The sequence below is a fragment of the Spirosoma endbachense genome (assembly GCF_010233585.1).
Lineage (GTDB): Bacteria > Bacteroidota > Bacteroidia > Cytophagales > Spirosomataceae > Spirosoma > Spirosoma endbachense.
On the sequence record NZ_CP045997.1, the window covers coordinates 2,009,700 to 2,027,676 of the forward strand.

The 17,977-nt window shown below is 48.2% G+C and carries 12 protein-coding genes; 5 read left to right on the top strand and 7 right to left on the bottom strand.

Going from position 1 to position 17,977, the window contains the following annotated elements:
- Window positions 1–3: 3 nt before the first annotated feature.
- Entirely contained in the window at window positions 4–372 is a 369-nt protein-coding gene (locus GJR95_RS07910; protein WP_162385363.1) for a hypothetical protein, read from the top strand.
- Between the two features lie 281 nt (window positions 373–653).
- Window positions 654–989 carry a hypothetical protein gene (locus tag GJR95_RS07915; RefSeq protein ID WP_162385364.1) on the top strand — a complete coding sequence of 112 codons (336 nt, stop codon included), beginning with the start codon at window positions 654–656 and terminating at the stop codon, window positions 987–989.
- 619 nt (window positions 990–1,608) lie between these two features.
- Here the strand turns inward: GJR95_RS07915 and GJR95_RS07920 are convergent.
- Window positions 1,609–1,833: a hypothetical protein gene (locus GJR95_RS07920; RefSeq protein WP_162385365.1), complete on the bottom strand. Its 225-nt coding sequence runs from the start codon at window positions 1,831–1,833 to the stop codon at window positions 1,609–1,611.
- 232 nt (window positions 1,834–2,065) lie between these two features.
- Between GJR95_RS07920 and GJR95_RS07925 the strand changes: the two genes are divergently transcribed.
- Window positions 2,066–2,386 (top strand): hypothetical protein, encoded by a 321-nt coding sequence (locus GJR95_RS07925; protein WP_162385366.1) that lies wholly within the window; start codon window positions 2,066–2,068, stop codon window positions 2,384–2,386.
- A gap of 64 nt (window positions 2,387–2,450) precedes the next feature.
- Entirely contained in the window at window positions 2,451–3,941 is a 1,491-nt protein-coding gene (locus tag GJR95_RS07930) for a mannitol dehydrogenase family protein (RefSeq protein WP_162385367.1), read from the top strand.
- Window positions 3,942–4,173: 232 nt separating this feature from the next.
- Here GJR95_RS07930 and GJR95_RS07935 read toward each other — a convergent pair whose 3' ends face one another.
- The 5 genes from GJR95_RS07935 to GJR95_RS07955 form a co-directional block, all read right to left on the bottom strand.
- Complete coding sequence (locus GJR95_RS07935) at window positions 4,174–5,697, bottom strand: glycoside hydrolase family 32 protein (RefSeq protein ID WP_162385368.1); 1,524 nt, start codon at window positions 5,695–5,697, stop codon at window positions 4,174–4,176.
- 258 nt (window positions 5,698–5,955) lie between these two features.
- Complete coding sequence (locus tag GJR95_RS07940; RefSeq protein ID WP_162385369.1) at window positions 5,956–7,674, bottom strand: RagB/SusD family nutrient uptake outer membrane protein; 1,719 nt, start codon at window positions 7,672–7,674, stop codon at window positions 5,956–5,958.
- A 19-nt stretch (window positions 7,675–7,693) separates the two neighbouring features.
- A complete protein-coding gene (locus GJR95_RS07945) occupies window positions 7,694–10,852 on the bottom strand; it encodes a SusC/RagA family TonB-linked outer membrane protein (RefSeq protein ID WP_162385370.1) in 3,159 nt (1,052 codons plus the stop codon).
- 118 nt (window positions 10,853–10,970) lie between these two features.
- A complete protein-coding gene (locus GJR95_RS07950; protein ID WP_162385371.1) occupies window positions 10,971–11,864 on the bottom strand; it encodes a carbohydrate kinase family protein in 894 nt (297 codons plus the stop codon).
- 12 nt (window positions 11,865–11,876) lie between these two features.
- Window positions 11,877–13,202, bottom strand: coding sequence for a sugar porter family MFS transporter (locus tag GJR95_RS07955; protein ID WP_162385372.1), 1,326 nt, complete (start codon window positions 13,200–13,202; stop codon window positions 11,877–11,879).
- Between the two features lie 581 nt (window positions 13,203–13,783).
- Here GJR95_RS07955 and GJR95_RS07960 point away from each other — a divergent pair.
- Window positions 13,784–14,866 carry a fasciclin domain-containing protein gene (locus GJR95_RS07960; RefSeq protein WP_162385373.1) on the top strand — a complete coding sequence of 361 codons (1,083 nt, stop codon included), beginning with the start codon at window positions 13,784–13,786 and terminating at the stop codon, window positions 14,864–14,866.
- Between the two features lie 68 nt (window positions 14,867–14,934).
- Here GJR95_RS07960 and GJR95_RS07965 read toward each other — a convergent pair whose 3' ends face one another.
- Complete coding sequence (locus tag GJR95_RS07965) at window positions 14,935–17,754, bottom strand: hybrid sensor histidine kinase/response regulator transcription factor (RefSeq protein WP_162385374.1); 2,820 nt, start codon at window positions 17,752–17,754, stop codon at window positions 14,935–14,937.
- Window positions 17,755–17,977 lie beyond the last annotated feature (223 nt).

Consider the following 17,977-nt stretch of genomic DNA (forward strand, 5'->3'; position numbering starts at 1 on the left):
ATAATGAAAGCGTTGATAAGACTTCTCCTGATTGTGGTAGTCATTGGTGGCATTGCGCTCTACTTTATGTCGCAGTATAACCATACATCATTCACACCACAGACAATAGACCTAACGGTCGACTGTTCGGAGGTCGATAATGTGCTGGTTACATCAACGGTCAATGTTGTCGTTGAGAATTTATCGTCCCGATCTCATAACGATATTTCCGTAAAAATTACGGCATTTGACGAATCGGGCAAATTGCTCAAAGAGAAATACACTACATTTTCACGAACCCTTTCTCCGAACAGTAGTTTCGACAAACCCGTTACGCTACCCGCCGAAACGAAACGCTGCGACTGTAAAATCGTTAGCTCGCATCCACTCTGATAAGCTCTCAAATGGGTTAGGTATGATCTGTGTTCGACCGCCGAAATGCCCGATTTAACCAGCTAAATCGGGCATTGGTACTTATTCGTTTTATCATACGAAATATGATCTCCAATTTTGAGCCGGATTTACGTTCAGCGTTATACAACGATTAGCTGGTACACCCTACATATCGGGCATAGCACCGTACGTATAATACACTTTTTCAAAAAAAGCTTAATGGTTTAAGCAACGATTCCATATCAATTGGCATCCTTGTAAAAAACGCAAAAAATAAGATCATGTTAACTGCTAAAAAATACGGAATTCGTCTTTTAGTTGATAACAAACAGATTCTGGTCAAATCAGTGGGTGGCAATCTGTTCCACTCCAAATACTGGGAGTTTTGGGGCGAGTATGACGAAACAGGCCGATTAATTGGCCATCCTGTTCGATCGCTGGTACCGAACCATGCGGTAGACGAACAAACCGACGAAAAGATCACCTTACCGATTCATGGCGTTGCCCTCGACGTAGCTGAAATTGTTAGTCAGCAACTCAACAGCACGGCCTATGTCGAAGCAGCGATTCGGGAAAAGTATGCGCGAGACCGGGAAGTAGCCAATCTGGTCAATTAAGGGTGAGGACTAAATTCCTGAGAGGTCTTGAGCATAATCGGTATGCTCCATTCTAATTGCCCGACTAGCGAGCGATACGAAGCCATTTTATGTAAGCTGTTTAGGATTATTACAATCCTGAACAGCTTACCTTTTTTAGAGCCCTATTGACATACACTATTCATTGTCAATTTATTATAAGTAGTCTTCGTTTAAAAATCAGGCTTTTAGCTAATTTAATTTCGCCCGCGAGTCACGATAGTTCATGATTTGAGTACACTGAAAATGGGATCAATAGTATACGTTCCCGCCTATTAGTTGACGAAAATTGATCGAATCCACCAATTTTCACCTGCTTTAACCATATTACTTGATAAAGATTCGGTTGTACATTTTGCCTTTTCAATGAAAAATCAAAAGCACTTATTGTACTTTACCAAGAATAGCAAACTATTCTTATACTGCAACTAGTTAAGTATGTGAGCGAAGAAGGTGCAACGTCCTTTTTCTCCACTATTGATTATTAAGAAATTATCTAAATTATGAATTCGTCATACACACTAAAGCAAGAAAATAAAGCGAAGGCTATATGGATATCGATTTGTACTTTTTCACGTTTATTCATACTTGGCTTTATTCATCAGAACGCAGTCGTTTTTGAGGGACTAACCCGCATCATGACACCGTTCGGCGGCAACTTGCTATCCGGAACCCGATAAACGCTTTTTGCTTCTATACCGGGCAAGCTGTCCGGATACTTCTCAGACTTTTCTGCGCACTCAACCCTGTTCTGGCCCAGAAGGCCAATACCATCGGGGAAATGCTTAATTCCTGTTTTGTGCAACGGGTTAATGACCCAGCTCACAAAATCAACCAGGTTAACAGCTGCGCATGACTCCGCCTGACCTGGCTATAGTAATGGCCATTGTCAGAGCAGCTTAGGGAACATTCTCTGCCAGAGGATGGCCTTTGCTATCACACTAACAACGAGACAAAGAACACCAGACAAGCGACTCATTGACAACGTGATCATGAATCTACCTGTCATTCGTATGTCTGCTATGTGGTGGTCTCCATCTTGAATTAACCCCATTGTCATGAATCGTTTTTCAGTTATATACCTGCTCAGAAAGCAGTATCACCATATTTACAGTGCCACTTATACCGAAGCTGAAGCTGTTTTACGGCAGTTGTCAACTCAGAAAGGACGCACGCCTATCGGCATCTACGATGCTAAAACCGAGCTTTTTTATTGGGAGCCTACCCGGCAAAGCCGATACAATGAAGCAGGCATTGAAGAACAGGGAAAGCTGGGCGACCAGATTATCGGGATTGCACAGCGACTGCGCCAACGTGGTGATGAATGGCGATCCCAGAGTAATTCCATTTCTCAGCTTCTCAGTATAAACAAGGTCTAGATGACAAAAAACACCGGGATGCCCGGTTGTCACGTCAATCAATAACGCTATAAACGCATTGACTATGTTGACCCTCATTCAGAACACACTGGCTAAAGATTCATCTGCTATCCATGTGCCAAAATATAACCCGACCGAATTAACCGCTGGTATTGCCCATATTGGTGTCGGGAATTTTCACCGGGCACATCAGGCCTACTATACCAATAACTACCTGAACCTAACCAAACAGACAAACTGGGGGATTCGTGGTATTGGTATAACAGCTTCGGGTAAGTCGATGGCAACGAAATTCGCCAATCAGGATAGCCTCTATACACTCACCGAATATTTGCCCAATGGATCATCGAACGTATCGGTGGTTGGGGCCATTATGGATTACGTAGCTGCCAGCGACGATCCGGAAAAGGCGATTGAGTATTTAGCCGACCCCGCCATCAGAATTGTATCGCTTACGATAACCGAAGGTGGCTATAATATGGACGAGAATGGTAATTTCAGGCTCGATACACCAGCCATTCGCCATGATTTAGCGAACCCTGGCCAACCCGAAACCGCTTTTGGCTATGTAACCGAAGCGTTAGCCCGCAGACGGGAACGCGGCTCCAGCCCATTCACGATTTTATCGTGCGACAACCTGCAACACAACGGAAATGTAGCGAAGAAAGCATTTCTTTCGTTCGCCTATGCCAGAAATCCTGAACTGGCAAACTGGATCGACGATCAGGTAACCTTCCCGAATTCGATGGTCGATCGTATAACGCCTACGGTAGACGATCTCGACCGGCTTCGGCTCAATGCCGAGAGTGGCATCAATGATGCCATGCCGGTATACTGCGAAGATTTTACGGAGTGGGTGATCGAAGATAATTTCTGCGCAGGTCGGCCAGACTGGGAACTGGCAGGCGTTACGTTTGTCGATGATGTTGCCCCCTACGAAGCATTGAAGTTGCGTTTCCTGAACGCTTCACACAGCATGCTGGCCTATCCGGCCTTTCTGTCAGGCTATCGAACGGTTCATGAAGCGATGAACGACAACGTATTCAGTAACTACATCAGCGTCTTCATCAATCATATAGTCACGCCACTGGTTACGCCCCCGGACCCCGTTGATCTGACCGACTATAAAAACAAATTAGTGAGTCGACTGTCGAACGCTGCGGTAAGCGATCAGTTAGCGCGATTGTGTTTTGATGGGGCCTCTAAATTGCCTACGTTCCTGTTGCCTACACTGAGCGACCTGGCCGCGCAGAATAAGCCGACTTACTGTATCGCATTTCTGATTGCTGCTTACGGGCATTATTTACGGGCCAAATCTGATGACAAAGGAACACCCTACACAGTCGATGAACCGTTCCTATTGGAAGATGACTGGCTGAAAATCAGGGACACGGATGAATTGGCATTTTTAGACACGTCGCCACTGGCTTCGGCTAATCTGCGGTCAATTCCTCATTTTGCGGCTGCCTACAAGTTATACAGAAAGCAGATCGCGATTTATGGCGTTGCTTTTTCGCTCCGCCAAGCAATGTGCACGTTCTGGGAGACCATTTAAGTAATGTGGATGCCCCCCCTTTGACACCGTTTAGTGGGTAATAACGTGAGGTCAGGTTCTTCAACCTGACCTCTGATGACGGTTCGCTGTTGCGATTCTTAAAACCGAGTGTATAGTCTGGATGAGTTTTAGCAAACCGTCGCCACGGCGAACCGTCCTCCCCATGTCGGTTTTGAGAACATTACTGACGAATTCACGAACCAATCCGTAATTCGATTGACTATCCTTTCGCTTAGAGGCCCGACGGTATCGCCGAATTCAGTTTCGAATAGGTTAAATTACTGATTGAAATGCCTTTCGCTGACTTGATAAGGAGTTTGGTCATATTCTTTTCCGGGAAAAATATGTCCGTCATAACGGTAAGGCCATCATCGGCAAACAATTCTACTGACGCGGCATCGGCAAGGAGAGTAAGCGAGATTTTGTTAGCCGTCGACAAACGGGGCGCAGTATGCCGTTTCCCAAACCCTTTCTCAAAGTCTGTTTTACCCGAATGCGTCCGGTCAATGTAGTAATTGTTAGTCCCTTTATCGTAGCCAATTACCAATTCGTTGCCCTGTTCGTTAGCCAGCACAATAGAAAAGTCATTCGTGGCCTGCGTAGCCAGGTCAAGCCTGAATAGGCCCGTATCGTTTTTAGCCTTTGTCGTTAAATCATACTGATCGTTCACCGTCAGGTTTTTCAACGCAAAGCCCTGATCATTCAGCACGTCCAGTTCTTTTACCGGTTTTGAGGTAAGGAAGAGTTCTTTATTGACTTCCTTCAGCCCAAGCTCCCGTGGCACGGTAGTCGCACTACGCCAGTTGATGGTGGGCACCTTGTCGGCATACTGCCAGTTACTCATCCATCCCATCAGGATAGTCCGCTCCCCTGTGTTGGCGAACGTTACACCAGCATAGTTGTCGGCCCCAAAATCCATCCATTTGGTTTCTTTGGAATAGGGTTTGAACGTTGAGCCATCAAAATCACCTACAAAATACTGACCAGCCGAGCCACCATTTGGACCACCGGGATTGATGTTCACGATCAACACCCAGACGGTCTTTCCGTTATGGTTCAGCGGCACCAGATCCGGGCACTCCCAAACACCGCCGTGTGCGCCCGCATCGCTACCGAAATCACTTTCCTTTTTCCAGGACTTAAGATCAGGCGACGAAAAGAACGTAATGCGGTCTTTGGTTGCCAGGGTCAAGATCCATTTTTTCTGAGCCTCATACCAGCGCACTTTCGGGTCCCGGAAATCTGTAATTCCAGGGTTGGGCAACACAGGGTTTCCAGCATACTTGGTCCATGTTTTACCTTCGTCGAGGCTGTATGCCAGGCTCTGCGATTCGACCTGGTCCGGCTTCTGTTTCTCTAATTTGGGATTATGATGCGTAAAAATAGCGACCAATGGCGTCTGACCATTCTTGCCAAAACCGCTGGTGTTGTTGACATCCACAACCGCGCTTCCCGAAAAAATATAGCCCAGACTATCCGGAAAAAGCGCAATGGGTTGTTCCTGCCAATGCACCATATCCTTACTGGTTGTATGTCCCCAGTGCATCGGGCCCCAGACAGTACCATCGGGGTAATATTGAAAAAACAGATGATAGGTTCCTTTGAAATAAACCATACCATTTGGGTCATTCATCCAGTGGGCTTTGGGCGAAAAATGGTATTGAGGCCGGTAGTGTTCCGATTTCGTATCCGCCTGGCCGTAGGAGCAGTGTACCATAGAGGCCAGAACGGCAACGGCTATTAGTAGTTTTCGCATAAGATATACGGGTTTGTTAATTCCAGTAGAGAAAAGATAAAGTGGGGAGATATACAAACTTTTGACGCTCCCCATACTAAACTAAACTTATTTTTAAAGCTCTACTGTGAGCCAATTTAACCGCAAAGCACGCTAAGATAACTACGCAAAGAACTCAGAGAAATTGATTTAAAGACTTAGCGCTCTCTGCGTAGTTATCTTAGCGTGCTTTGCGGTTAAAATGAACAGTTTAAAAGGCTCGAAGCGAAAGGCTCACTATTAAAACCCTGTGTTTTGTTTGTAAAGTCCTTTCGTAAAATTGATCTCCCGCTGTGGTATCGGCAAATATTCGTCCCGACCAGCCGTAAACTTCGCCCCACTCAGGAAACCTCTTCTCGTTTTCTCTTTGTCGAGATAGGCGTTCAGCGTTTCGGCGGCAATTCCCCAGCGTACGAGGTCGAAGAAGCGAGGGCTTTCGGCCGCAAACTCCAGTCGCCGTTCCCATTGCAATGCTTTACGCGCATAAGCCTGCGTCCAGTTTGTGGCATCGTAAGGTTTGATCAGATACTTCGAGGGGTCGGTTCCATCTGCTTTTTTTGTGCGACCGGTACTGGTAGCTGCTCTGGCCCGAATTTTATTGATAAGCGGTAGCGCCGATGCCTGCTGCCCCAGTTCGATATACGCTTCTGCCTGCCACAATAGTACATCGGCATAGCGAATGATGTCTATATTCTTCGATGTACCCATGAATGGGCCTTGTTTCTTATACGACGAACTGGTTGCCAGTTGCTGTTCCTTCATGCTCTGGAAGAACCCATACACGCCCGGATCACGCACCCAGCTATTGCTGAATGGCAGAGCCGCATTGTATTTGTATGGATGCCCGTCGATGCCAATCGTGTGATCGACGCGCGGATCGACCGTCGCCGTTTTGAAGTCAATGATCCCGTCATTGAACGTATCGAATTTCGGCAGTCCATTCGCGTCTGTTCCGAAAGCGTTGGCCAGGTTCTGACTTGGCTGGTGGAAGCCACAGCAGCCATACTGCGGAGCACCGTGTGGGTAGTTGAGCCCCGTTTCGAAGTTGAGCCGCCCTACCGTCGTTCCATCATTGATCGAATACTGTACGGCAAAGACAGACTCCACACCATTGTCGTATTCGGGCAGGAAGTTTTCGGCGAAATCGGGTTGCAGGTTATACTTACCCGAACTGATCACCAGCTCAGTCAGTTTAACGACCTCCTGTAATTTGGTTTTATTGATCGAAACAACCTTGTTGTTGTCATCCTGCTCATAAGCCTGATACAATCGCAGTTTGGCTAGATATGCAGCCGCAGATAGCTTGCTGGCCCGGCCCACCTGGGTCTGCGTATTGGGTAAATTATCGACCGCGAACTGAAAATCCGTTCCTATTTTATCCCACAGCTGATCATTGGTCATAGCCCGGTTCGAGATGGCCAGAATCTGATCATTCGATAGCGTTTCGTCAACGTATGGGACATACTTGAACAACATTTTCAACATGAAATGAGCGTGTCCCCGCAGAAAGCGCAATTCGCCCAGCCGGGTTTTCTTCAGCGGAAAACTGGTTTCGCTCAGGTTACTGATCGAACGGATGGCTACGTTGGCCCGTGAAATGGCTTTGTAATAGTTCTCCCAGGTGTAGGGATGCATGAATCCATCGCCCTGTTGCGGCTGTGTCAGGTTATACTGTTCATAAAAGTTAACATCCTGAACATCGGACACGCCACCGCCCCCTTTGTAGGCATCGTCTGACCGGACGCTACCATAGGCCCACATACTGGCAATAGGACCGATCATTTCTCCATTTCCAATCGAGGCATAAGCTGCCGTTACGAGGGCATCAGCATTTTCGGCACTCTTTACGTTATCGGACGATAGGGTTCCCTGAGGCTGGTATTCCAGGAAATCAGTACACGAAGTAAACAAGCTCCCTGCCGTAATCAGGATTGACGATAGAAGAATTTTATTTTTCATGATCTTGAAGAGCTCAGGGTTAGAAAGAAACATTTAAACCGAATGTGAATGTGCGAGGTACCGGAATCGTATTGACGTCAATCCGCTCGGGATCTGGCCCCAGGAAGCTTTTACTCTTTATCCAGAACACATTCTCTACCATGCCATAAAGACGAAGGCTCGTTAAGCCTAGTTTACCAATCACATCCTTGTGGAATGTGTAGCCCAGTTGTACGTTCCGGATTTTGAAATAAGACGTGTTTACGTTGAAATAGTCCGACGTACGGGTTTCATTATTGCCATCCGACAGGGTCAGGGCCGGAATCCGCGAAGCGGTGTTCTGGGGAGTCCAGGCACTGAAAACACCCGGCCCGACATTTTCACGTCCGCGAATGAAATTATTGTAAAACGTGTAAGGATCGAAACCTGTCCGGCCCGCAATGCCCGAACCAAAGATGGAGAAATCGAAGTTTTTGTAGCCTAACTCAATACGGGTACCGTATTCAAGAGTGGGCAGTGTCGTTCCGAAAAATTCCTGATCGAGCGCATCAATTTTACCGTCACCATTGAGATCGCGATACCGGATTCGGCCCGGAGCCGCCCCAACCTGCTGGGCGTGTTTGGTGACTTCTTCCTGATTCTGGAAAATTCCGTCGGTCCGGTAACCGAACAAATCGAGTTGCGAATGACCGATGATCGTCGTGATTGCATTGCCAGCAAAAGCAGACCGCACTTCTTCGGGTAGTACCGTTATTTTATCCCGGAAGCGGGCAAAATTGGTCGAGATGCTGTACGTAAAATCACCGATGGGTTTACCGAAATATGCCAGCGAGAGTTCAAACCCTTTGTTGGTTTTGGTGGCCCCGTTCACGAATTTCAACTGGCCCTCACCCACTGCCGACGCTACGGGTGGCTTAATCAAAATGTCTTTGGTTTCCCGCGTGAAGTAATCAAATGAACCCGCCAGACTGCCGTTCAGGAAAGAGAAATCCAGTCCTACGTTCAGTTCATCGGTTGTCTCCCATTTAAGGGCTGTATTCTCGCCCTGGGTTTGCACGAATCCGGAAGGCAGTGTTCCGGTATTAGAGCCGTTCAGGTCATAGGCTGTACCGACGTTCCAGTACTGATCGAAGAATGAATTATGGCCATTGGGCACCTGCGATGCCAGGGTTCCATAACGCGGCTCAAACAACCCGAACCGGGCCAGGTCGCCAATATCCTGATTCCCGATACGACCAACGCCAGCCCTCAATTTCAGGCTACTGATCAGTTTCACATTGCTCATAAAAGCTTCCTTGTCGATGCGCCAGCCAACCGAGGCCGCCGGGAAAAAGCCGTATCGATTCTGTTCGCCAAAGCGCGAGGACCCATCCCGGCGCAGCGTTAGCGCGGCCAGATACCGGTCCGAAAATCCGTAGTCGATCCGGGCAAACTGCGACAACAAGCGACTTCCAGTCGATGTGCCATTGCTACTGGCGTTGCCAGAAGCGGCACTCAGCACGAAGAAATCTTCGGTCTGTACCGCAAAATTCTCCCGATACGATGTTACGTCATCCAGATTATCCCGTATGGCTTCAATACCGGCAAGCAGTTTGAAATTGTGATCGCCAATCCCAAAATTGTAGCGCAGTGTATTGGTCCAGGTCAGGCTTAAGAACTTGTTCGTATTAAGCGTCAGACTATTCAGGGAGCGGGCAATAAAGCCGTTCTGGAACGACTGTTCAATGTTTTTGTTGGAATATCCGGCGTTGTCCATTCCCAATGACGACCGGAAAATCAGGCCCCGAATTGGCTCGATTTCCGTGAAGACGTTCCCAAACAGAAAGGTCCGGTTGATTTTATCCCAACGGTTGATGTACTGCATAAACAACGGGTTGTTCCGGTCCGAATAACCCGACCCGATTGGCCCGGCGAAATCGCCCGTTTTGGTATACACCGGAATAGTTGGAGCCAGCGTAACGGCCAGTCCCGGCGTTGGTGCACCACCCAGGTCGGTAGCGACCGGCGTCTCGCGGGATGTGGTCATTTGCAGGTTGATGCCAAATTTGAACCGTCCGTCAAATTTGCTGGTCATGCCATTGATCCGGCCTGTCAACCGGTTGTATCCCGTGTAACGCAGCATACCGGAATTATTGAGGTAACTCAGATTAACCAGTATCGACGAGCTTTTTGTACCGCCCGAAATAGTCAGGTCGTTATTGGTAACATAGCCGGTCTTATACATTTCTTTCTGCCAGTCGGTATCGCCAACCGGCACATTCTGGTCACCACCCACAAACGGTTTCACCGAAACGCTGTTCAGCATTGGATTTTTAAAATCCTTGTTCCAGTCGAATGAATAAATATCACCGTACCCCGATGCCGGGTCAACACCATCATTGACGGATGCCTGCCATAAAGCCCGCCCCCGGTCAACAGCGTTCAGCATCTTGAAACGCTCCGGCTTTTCGGACTGGGCCGAGATGCTGCTATTGAACTGAACATTCAGCTTGCCATCGGTATTGAAGCCGTTTTTTGTCGTCACGATAATCACTCCATTTGAAGCCCGTGCTCCATAAATAGAGGCCGACGATGCATCTTTCAGCACCTGGATGGACTGGATGGCCGTTGGGTTCAGGCTCTGAAAAACCTGCGATCGCTTGGTTGGTACACCGTCGATAATATAAAGCGGATCGTTGTTGCCCAGCGTGTTGGCACCCCGAATCAGGATACGGCTGGCCTCACCAGAGGGCGTTCCTGATTTTTCGATATACAAACCCGGCACCCGACCCTGAAGCGCCTGCATGGGATTCCCCGAGCTGGTGTTTTTGGTCGCTGCAACCTCAACGACAGCCACCGCGCCGGTCAAGTCCTCTTTGCGGGCCGTGGTATAACCCAAAACGACCACTTCGGCTAATTGCCCACCCGCAACCAGGGCAACGTTGATAACGCTCACGCCTTTAACGGACACTTCCTGCGCATCATAGCCAATGAACGAAACCTGTACCGAACTGGCACTGCTGGGTACTGAAATAGAAAATGTCCCTTTCGTATCTGCGACAGTGCCGGTTGATGTTCCGGGAATAACGATGTTGGCTCCGATCAGGGGCTCTCTCGTTTTAGCATCAAACACACTCCCCGTAATCGTGCGCTGCGCCAGTGCAAACTGCACGGTCATCAGCATAGCCACCAGTGTAAACAGGTAGTTTTTCTTGTTCATGATCAAGGAATTAAAAGGATTGGAAAATGGAAGGGTAATTACAGTAGAGCGGAAGACAGGCAGGAGAATAAAGCATTGTTTATCAAAGCACTGACCCTCCTGACAATCATCATAGCGCCTAGGCTTCAGCAGAACACAGTATGGCGGTGACAATAGTTTCTTCCGAAAAAACGGGCGTAGCCCCCTGTTGCGTAGCCACATAAGCACCCGTTGCACAGGCAAACTCCAGTGTTTTCTTGGGTGATTCGCCCTGTAGGGTTTTGTAGAGGAAAGCAGCCAGAAACGCATCGCCACTCCCGATGGTGTCGGCTACATCGACCGAAAAACCGGTCTGACTATACAGACCTGTTTCGTTCAGTAACACGGCTCCGTTCTCACCCAGGGTTACACACAGTGTTTCGAGTTGATACCGATCACGAAGTTGATGCATGGCTCCGTGCAGATCGTTTTCCTCACCATACCAGCCCGAAAGTTCAATCAGTTCATGCTCGTTCAGCTTGGCAATGTGTGCCAGATGAAGCAGTTCTTCTACCGAAGCCCGATCATAATGCGGAGCCCTCAGATTTACATCGAATACTTTTCGGGGTGCCACTGCCAGCAGCGCCAGCAGGGTTTCGTGGGTTTGTGGACTACGGGCAGCCAGGCTCCCGTATACGAACAGGTCGCTCTGCTGAACCGTTTTGAGGAGTCCAGGCACCAACTGAATGTAGTCCCAGGCAACAGGCTGTACAATTTTATAGGTTACCTCATTGCAATCAGAAATGTTGGCTTTGGCAACACCCGTCAGGTGTGTTTGCCCTACCTGAACCAGATCGAGTGGAATAGCCTTCTCCGCCAGAAAGTCAAGTAGTTCGCGACCCAGTTCGTCGCTGCCGACACGGCTGATGAGTTGGGCAATCAATCCGAAATTGCGTAGATCAGCGGCTACATTCATGGGCGCTCCGCCGGGTTGCTTACTCGTCGGTAGAACGTCCCAGAGAATTTCGCCAAAACAGGTGATGGTTGGTGTCATGTTTAGACAGGATTAATGAACGACGAATGTTTTTTCGATTTGCTCCAGACTGGTGCCTTTGGTTTCAGGCATGAGCCGTAGCACAAACAGCAGTTGCAGCACCATCATGATGGTGAAAAAGAGGAAGGTATTTCCTCCACCGAAACGCTCAGACAGATACGGAAATGAGAAGGTGATGATGGCGGCCATCAGCCAGTGCGTAAAGCTGCCCAGCGCCTGACCACTGGCGCGTACTTCGTTCGGAAAAATCTCGGAAATAAATACCCAGATAACCGCTCCCTGCGAAAAACCAAAGAAGGCGATGTAGCCAAATAGCAGCAGCGGTACTGTCATTCCGCTGAAATCGTGCACATAAAAGGCACGTGCTACGAGTGCAAGTGATAGAATCAGGCCTACCGACCCTATTTTCATCAGCGTTCGGCGCCCAAAACGGTCGATGAGGTTCATTGAAATCATCGTAAAGACCAGGTTCACTAAACCGATGCCTGCCGACGACAGTAAGGCTGAGCTTTTTCCCAGGCCCGTCATTTCGAAGATCCGGGGGGCGTAATAAATAATGGCATTGATGCCCGATACCTGGTTGAAGACAGCAAACAGTACGGCCAGCATGACCGGTGTGCTATATTGTTTTGTGAACAGCCGAGCCGTTTTTGGATGATCGACAGCGTGCTGCTGCAAGGCCCATAAGGTACTCTCGGCTGTGGCAGGATCGATCATGTTCAGCACCTCGCGGGCTTCGGCTACATTACCTCGTTGCAGCAGCAACCAGCGTGGACTTTCGGGGATATTGAGCACGGCAATCAGAAAAATCAGCGAAGGAATAGCCTGAACACCCAACATCCAGCGCCACGAATCACCAGCGATTCCCTGCAAAAGAAAATTAGATAGGTAAGCAATCAGGATACCCAGTACGACATTAAACTGAAACAACGCAACTAGCCGACCACGCGATTTAGCGGGTGAAATTTCGGTGATATACATTGGTGCCGCCACCGACGAGGCTCCTACACCAAGCCCGCCCAGAAACCGGAAGATCAGAAAAACGGACCAGTCGACGGCTAAGGCCGTACCGACAGATGCGGCCAGGTATAAGACAGCGATCCAGAACAGGGTTTTCTTACGGCCTACCTGCTGCGTGGGAATTCCTCCTAACATCGAGCCAAGCACGGTTCCAATAAGGGCTATAGAAACCGTAAGACCGTGCTCCCACACGCTAAGTCCCCACAAGGATTGGAGCGACTGCTCGACACCGGATATGACTGCCGTGTCGAATCCGAATAAAAAACCTCCCAGTGCCGCTGTGATTGACCAGAAGAAGATACGTTGTTTTTGACTCATGTCTGACTGGAATGAACTGGGTTTACTGGCAGTTCATGAGTCAAACTTAGCGGATGGGTATGGGGTAGACTTTCGGAATTCGATCAAATAATTTCGAAATCGTGAAATTATTTATATATCTGACTATCAATTAATTAGGCAAATTTCTCCTGAATCTACTTTCAAATTTGTAACGCTTATTTTCGGATTTGATTCAGCCTTCATCGCTACAATTTAGCCTCAACAGGCAATTCCAGTTCTACAGTATATACCCTCTGGCAAATGCAGTCGGGGCAACAACTCGAATCTGATTTCAAACTATTAGGAAACGAATCTCAACCGTACTGATTACTACAAAAGCTACATACCGCTAGATCAGTAAATACGCACCACAAAAAATAAGATAATTCCAAGATAAATTAAACAAAATCAAGTAGTTAAGTAGTTACATGTTGCTTCGTTCCAGCAAACGTGAACTACCGTTCATACAACATCGCACCCAAAAGAGAGTTTTTTTATATGAAGTCTTGTGCGTATCCCGGCAAGACGGGATAGGTAAGAGACGAATTTATTTTATCTGTTCATTATAACTTACTCAACGCATGAACCAGTCAATTTGCGCGTACTTTCGACAGAGTACGCTCCTGCTACTCTTAGCAGCAAGTCCGTTCTTTTTTAGTTGCTCAACTGAAACCCCTGATCCGGGCACCAGCACAACGCCACCCGGTTCGGGAACAGTAACGACGCCAGGTACAGGCACAACCACAACACCGGGCACGGGAACAACAACAACGCCGGGCACCAGTACAACCGCTACACCGGGCGTTAGTGTTGTCTCTTCAGTAACGTTTATCGCTCAGAACGATAAGCTGAACTTTCTGGAAGCAGCCATTGCTCGTGCGGGTATTGCTGCCGAATTAAACAAAGAAAATATCACTATTTTCGCCCCATCAGACGATGCCTTTAAGGCAGCCGGCTATGCAAATGAAGCGGCTGTTACAGCTGCACCAGCGGCCGATCTACAACGAATTTTGCGTTATCACGTTGTCAATTCCCGGATTGATCAGTCTGCCATTCCAACGGCAGTCAATACGTCCTATCAGACTGCATTGGCTGATAATCAGATTTCTGTCTATAAAACCAGTGCCAGCGATATTAGTGTTAACCAGGCTAAAATTATTCAGGGTGATAACCCAACAACGGGTAGTGTTGTCCATATAATTAACCAGGTGTTGAAACCGGCATCAGTCAATCTCGTTGCGCTGGCTAAGAATAACGCGAATCTGTCATTCCTGTCGGCTGCTATCGATCGGGCGGGTGCGAGCGTACAGGATGCATTGAATAAGAGTACGCAGAATGGGTATACCCTCTTCGCTCCAACCAACGATGCGTTTAAAGCAGCTGGTTATGCCGACGAGGCTGCGATTAAGGCAGCCGATCAGAAGAAGCTAGCGGATCTTTTGCTCTATCATGTGCTGAATTATCGCGCTTTTTCGCAAACATTCCAGAATGGGGCCGACATCGTAACGGCTCAGGGTAGTAGTGTGCGTGTGAACGTCAGCGGTGGCAAGGTAACGGTGTTAGGCAAGGGTAACGGCTCAACGGCCGCCAATATTACCCAGGCCGATCAGGTGGCATCAAACGGAGTGGTGCACGTAATTGATCGGGTGCTTTTATTCCAATAAGAACAGGAGAAGGACGCTTTAGTAAAAACGTAAAACGCCGGGTTTCATATCCGGCGTTTTACGTTTAATCAGGCATTTACTGATGTCTTTCTGTACTCAGAGGGCGTCTTTTGTGTATGCTGCTTAAAGAAGGTCGTAAAATAGGCGGGCGAGCTGAATCCTGTTTCGTAGGCAATTTCGGCCATTGGTTTAGTCGTTTCTTTTAGCAGGTACCTGGCTTTTCGCAGGCGGATTTCAGCCAGGTAATCAATGACGTTCATATCGAGTAATGCCTGCACTTTCCGGTACAACTGCACGCGGGAAAGGCCCATATCACGGCTTAATTTTTCAACGCCAAAAGCCGGATCTGTCAGATTCTGTTCAATTAAGGCCGTTAGCTCATTCAGAAACTTCTTGTCCTGACGGTTCCCGGAGCCTGAATTAGAGAGGAAATCAGAGGCATAACGCCGTTGCCATTTTTCGCGGTTGGCGAGTATTGTGCGAAGTGTTTCGAGCAAATAGGTGGTATTGAATGGTTTCGTGATATACGCATCGGCTCCGGCCCGAGTACCTTCTATCCGTTGTTCCATTTGTCCTTTTGCCGTCAGCAGAATAACGGGGATATGTGATGTTCGAAGGTCTGCTTTAACCCGCTGGGTAAGTTGTAAACCATCCATTCCGGGAAGCATAATATCGCTGATGATCAGGTCTGGAATTGTTTCGAGCGTACGCTCCCACCCTTTTTCACCTGAACTCTCGGCAATAATATCGAATTCGCTATCCAGGCGGGTGGCCAGAAAAGTACGCAGATCATCGTTATCCTCAACAACCAGCAGTGTACCTCCCTGTTTACCCGAAAGGGTTATCGGTTCCGAAACTTCTTCACTGTCTTCCATGTCGGCCAGCGTTCGCTGCCGGGCCGATGAACCAGACACTTCCACACCACGACTTACCGGGCCATCCATTTCTTCCGGAGCCAGATGTTGATTACCCAGTGGCAGAAGAATTGTAAATATGGTTCCTTTACCCGGCTCAGACTGCACGCCGATGTCGCCCTGATGCAGTTGAATAAATTCCATCGATAAAGCCAGGCCAAGCCCCTTCGACAGATTGAACGGTCGGGTTCCGCTGAAAAACAGATCAAAGGCATGGGCCTGCTCATCGGGCGTCATTCCTTCGCCGTTGTCCTCCACCTGAATGCGTACCTGATTGTCAACTACATCCAGACGCAGGTGAATCAAGCCACCTCTAGGCGTGTATTTGAAGGCATTCGATAGTAAATTCACAATCACTTTATCCAGTTTTTCACCATCAAACCAAACCGGCAGACTGGATTTTGACGGTATGAACTGAAGGTCGATCCGCTGTTTTTCAGCCTTTTGTTTAAAATCCTGAACAATGTCCTGAATGAAGGCAATAATATTCTGCTCTGACGCATGCAGGCGCTGTTTGCCCGCGTCGGTTTTGCGCAGATCGAGCATTTGATCAACCAGCCGCAAAAGCCGATATGCATTTTTCCGAACCAGCGATAAATTACTTTTCAGGTCGTGGGTGCTAACGTTTTTCTTGCCCAACAAGTCCTCTGTTGGCGTCAGAATGAGGCTGAGTGGCGTATTAAATTCGTGGGAGATGTAGGAGTAGAACCGGAGTTTTTCTTCGGTGGCCAGCCGAGCCTGCTGCGATACCGATTCAATTTTGTCTTTCTGGTCAAGGATCTCCTGATTCTGTTTTTCAAGCGTTTGGTAGGCTGTCTGTTTGGACCGGAATAAGTAGAGTGCCCAGCTACCCAATACAATAACGACCATCAGGCTGGCCAGCGTGAAATAAAGGGTATTCTTCTGAGATGAGTAGGTCTGGGTCAGTTCATCGATACGCTGGCTTTGCTTTTCAATATCATGTTGCTGTTCGATCACCTTCTCGTTCTGGAGTTTCATAATCCTGACGTTCGACGAATCGATCAGCGTAATCGGCAATCGGTTTTCGCGTTTAAAGGGTTGTTTTTGTAGAATAGCCATAGCCGTTCGGATGGCCTCTTTTCCGCCAGTCGGGTAAAGGACAGTAGCACTCAAAATACCCCGGTCCACGAGGTCAATTCCTTCATTTTTACCGGGTAACCCATCAACACCAATGACGTTAACGCGCTGCCCCAGCCCCAGTTGCTGGCAGACCCGATGGGCCTTTAACGCCGTCCGGTCATTCTGCGCAAAAATGAGCTGTATCGACGGCTGTGACTTAAGTAAATGGGTTAATTTTTCGGCGAACGACTGTTTATCCCAATCACCTTCCAGCTTGGCAACCAATCGAATGCCCGAATGATTACTGATTGCTTCCATAAAGCCGCGATGCCGGTCAATATCGGCCGACGAACCCGGCGATTCGCCAATTTCGACTACATTGCCTACCCCTTTCAACAGCGAATTGGCATGTATTCCGGCTGTTCGGCCCACCTCTACATTATCGGCTCCTACATAAGCGGTGTACTGGTCGGAAGCGGTTCGGCGGTCAAGCACGATGACGGGAATTCCCTGCTGATACGCTTTTTCGACGATCGGCGTAATGGGTAAGGCCGCGTTCGGCGACACGATGAGCAAGTCGACCCGTTGATTGATCAGTTCCTGAATCTGCTCGACTTGCCGGGCACTTTGTCCACCAGCGTCCTTAACGATAAAATCAATCTGGGGATCAAACGCTAATTCCTGATTCATGCTCTCCAGCATGGTTTTACGCCAGGTGTCGGCTCCGGTTCGTTGCGAAAAACCAATTCGATAGGTCTTGTCTTTGGTGGTTGAGGTGCAGGCTCCCGTTAATTGCCCCAGGAGAGCAATGACACAAAGTCTTACAAGTAAAGACGAATACCTTCTCAGAAAAGATGAATTAAGCGTTGTCGACGACCGGACAGGGTTAGTCATGAGAGAGGCACAGATTTCCTGTATTGAACAAAGATAATGTATAAGATTTTGGGCACAAAATGAATAAATATAATGATTACAGACGTGAAGTGCGATAGTTTGAGTGGTGCCAAAAATACAAAAGCTCCCCCAATACTGAGAGAGCTCTGTACTACTAACAACTGTTGGGAATTTAGAGTCTGCCCTGCTGTTGTTTAGTTGGATAACCCGAATTTATGGTTTC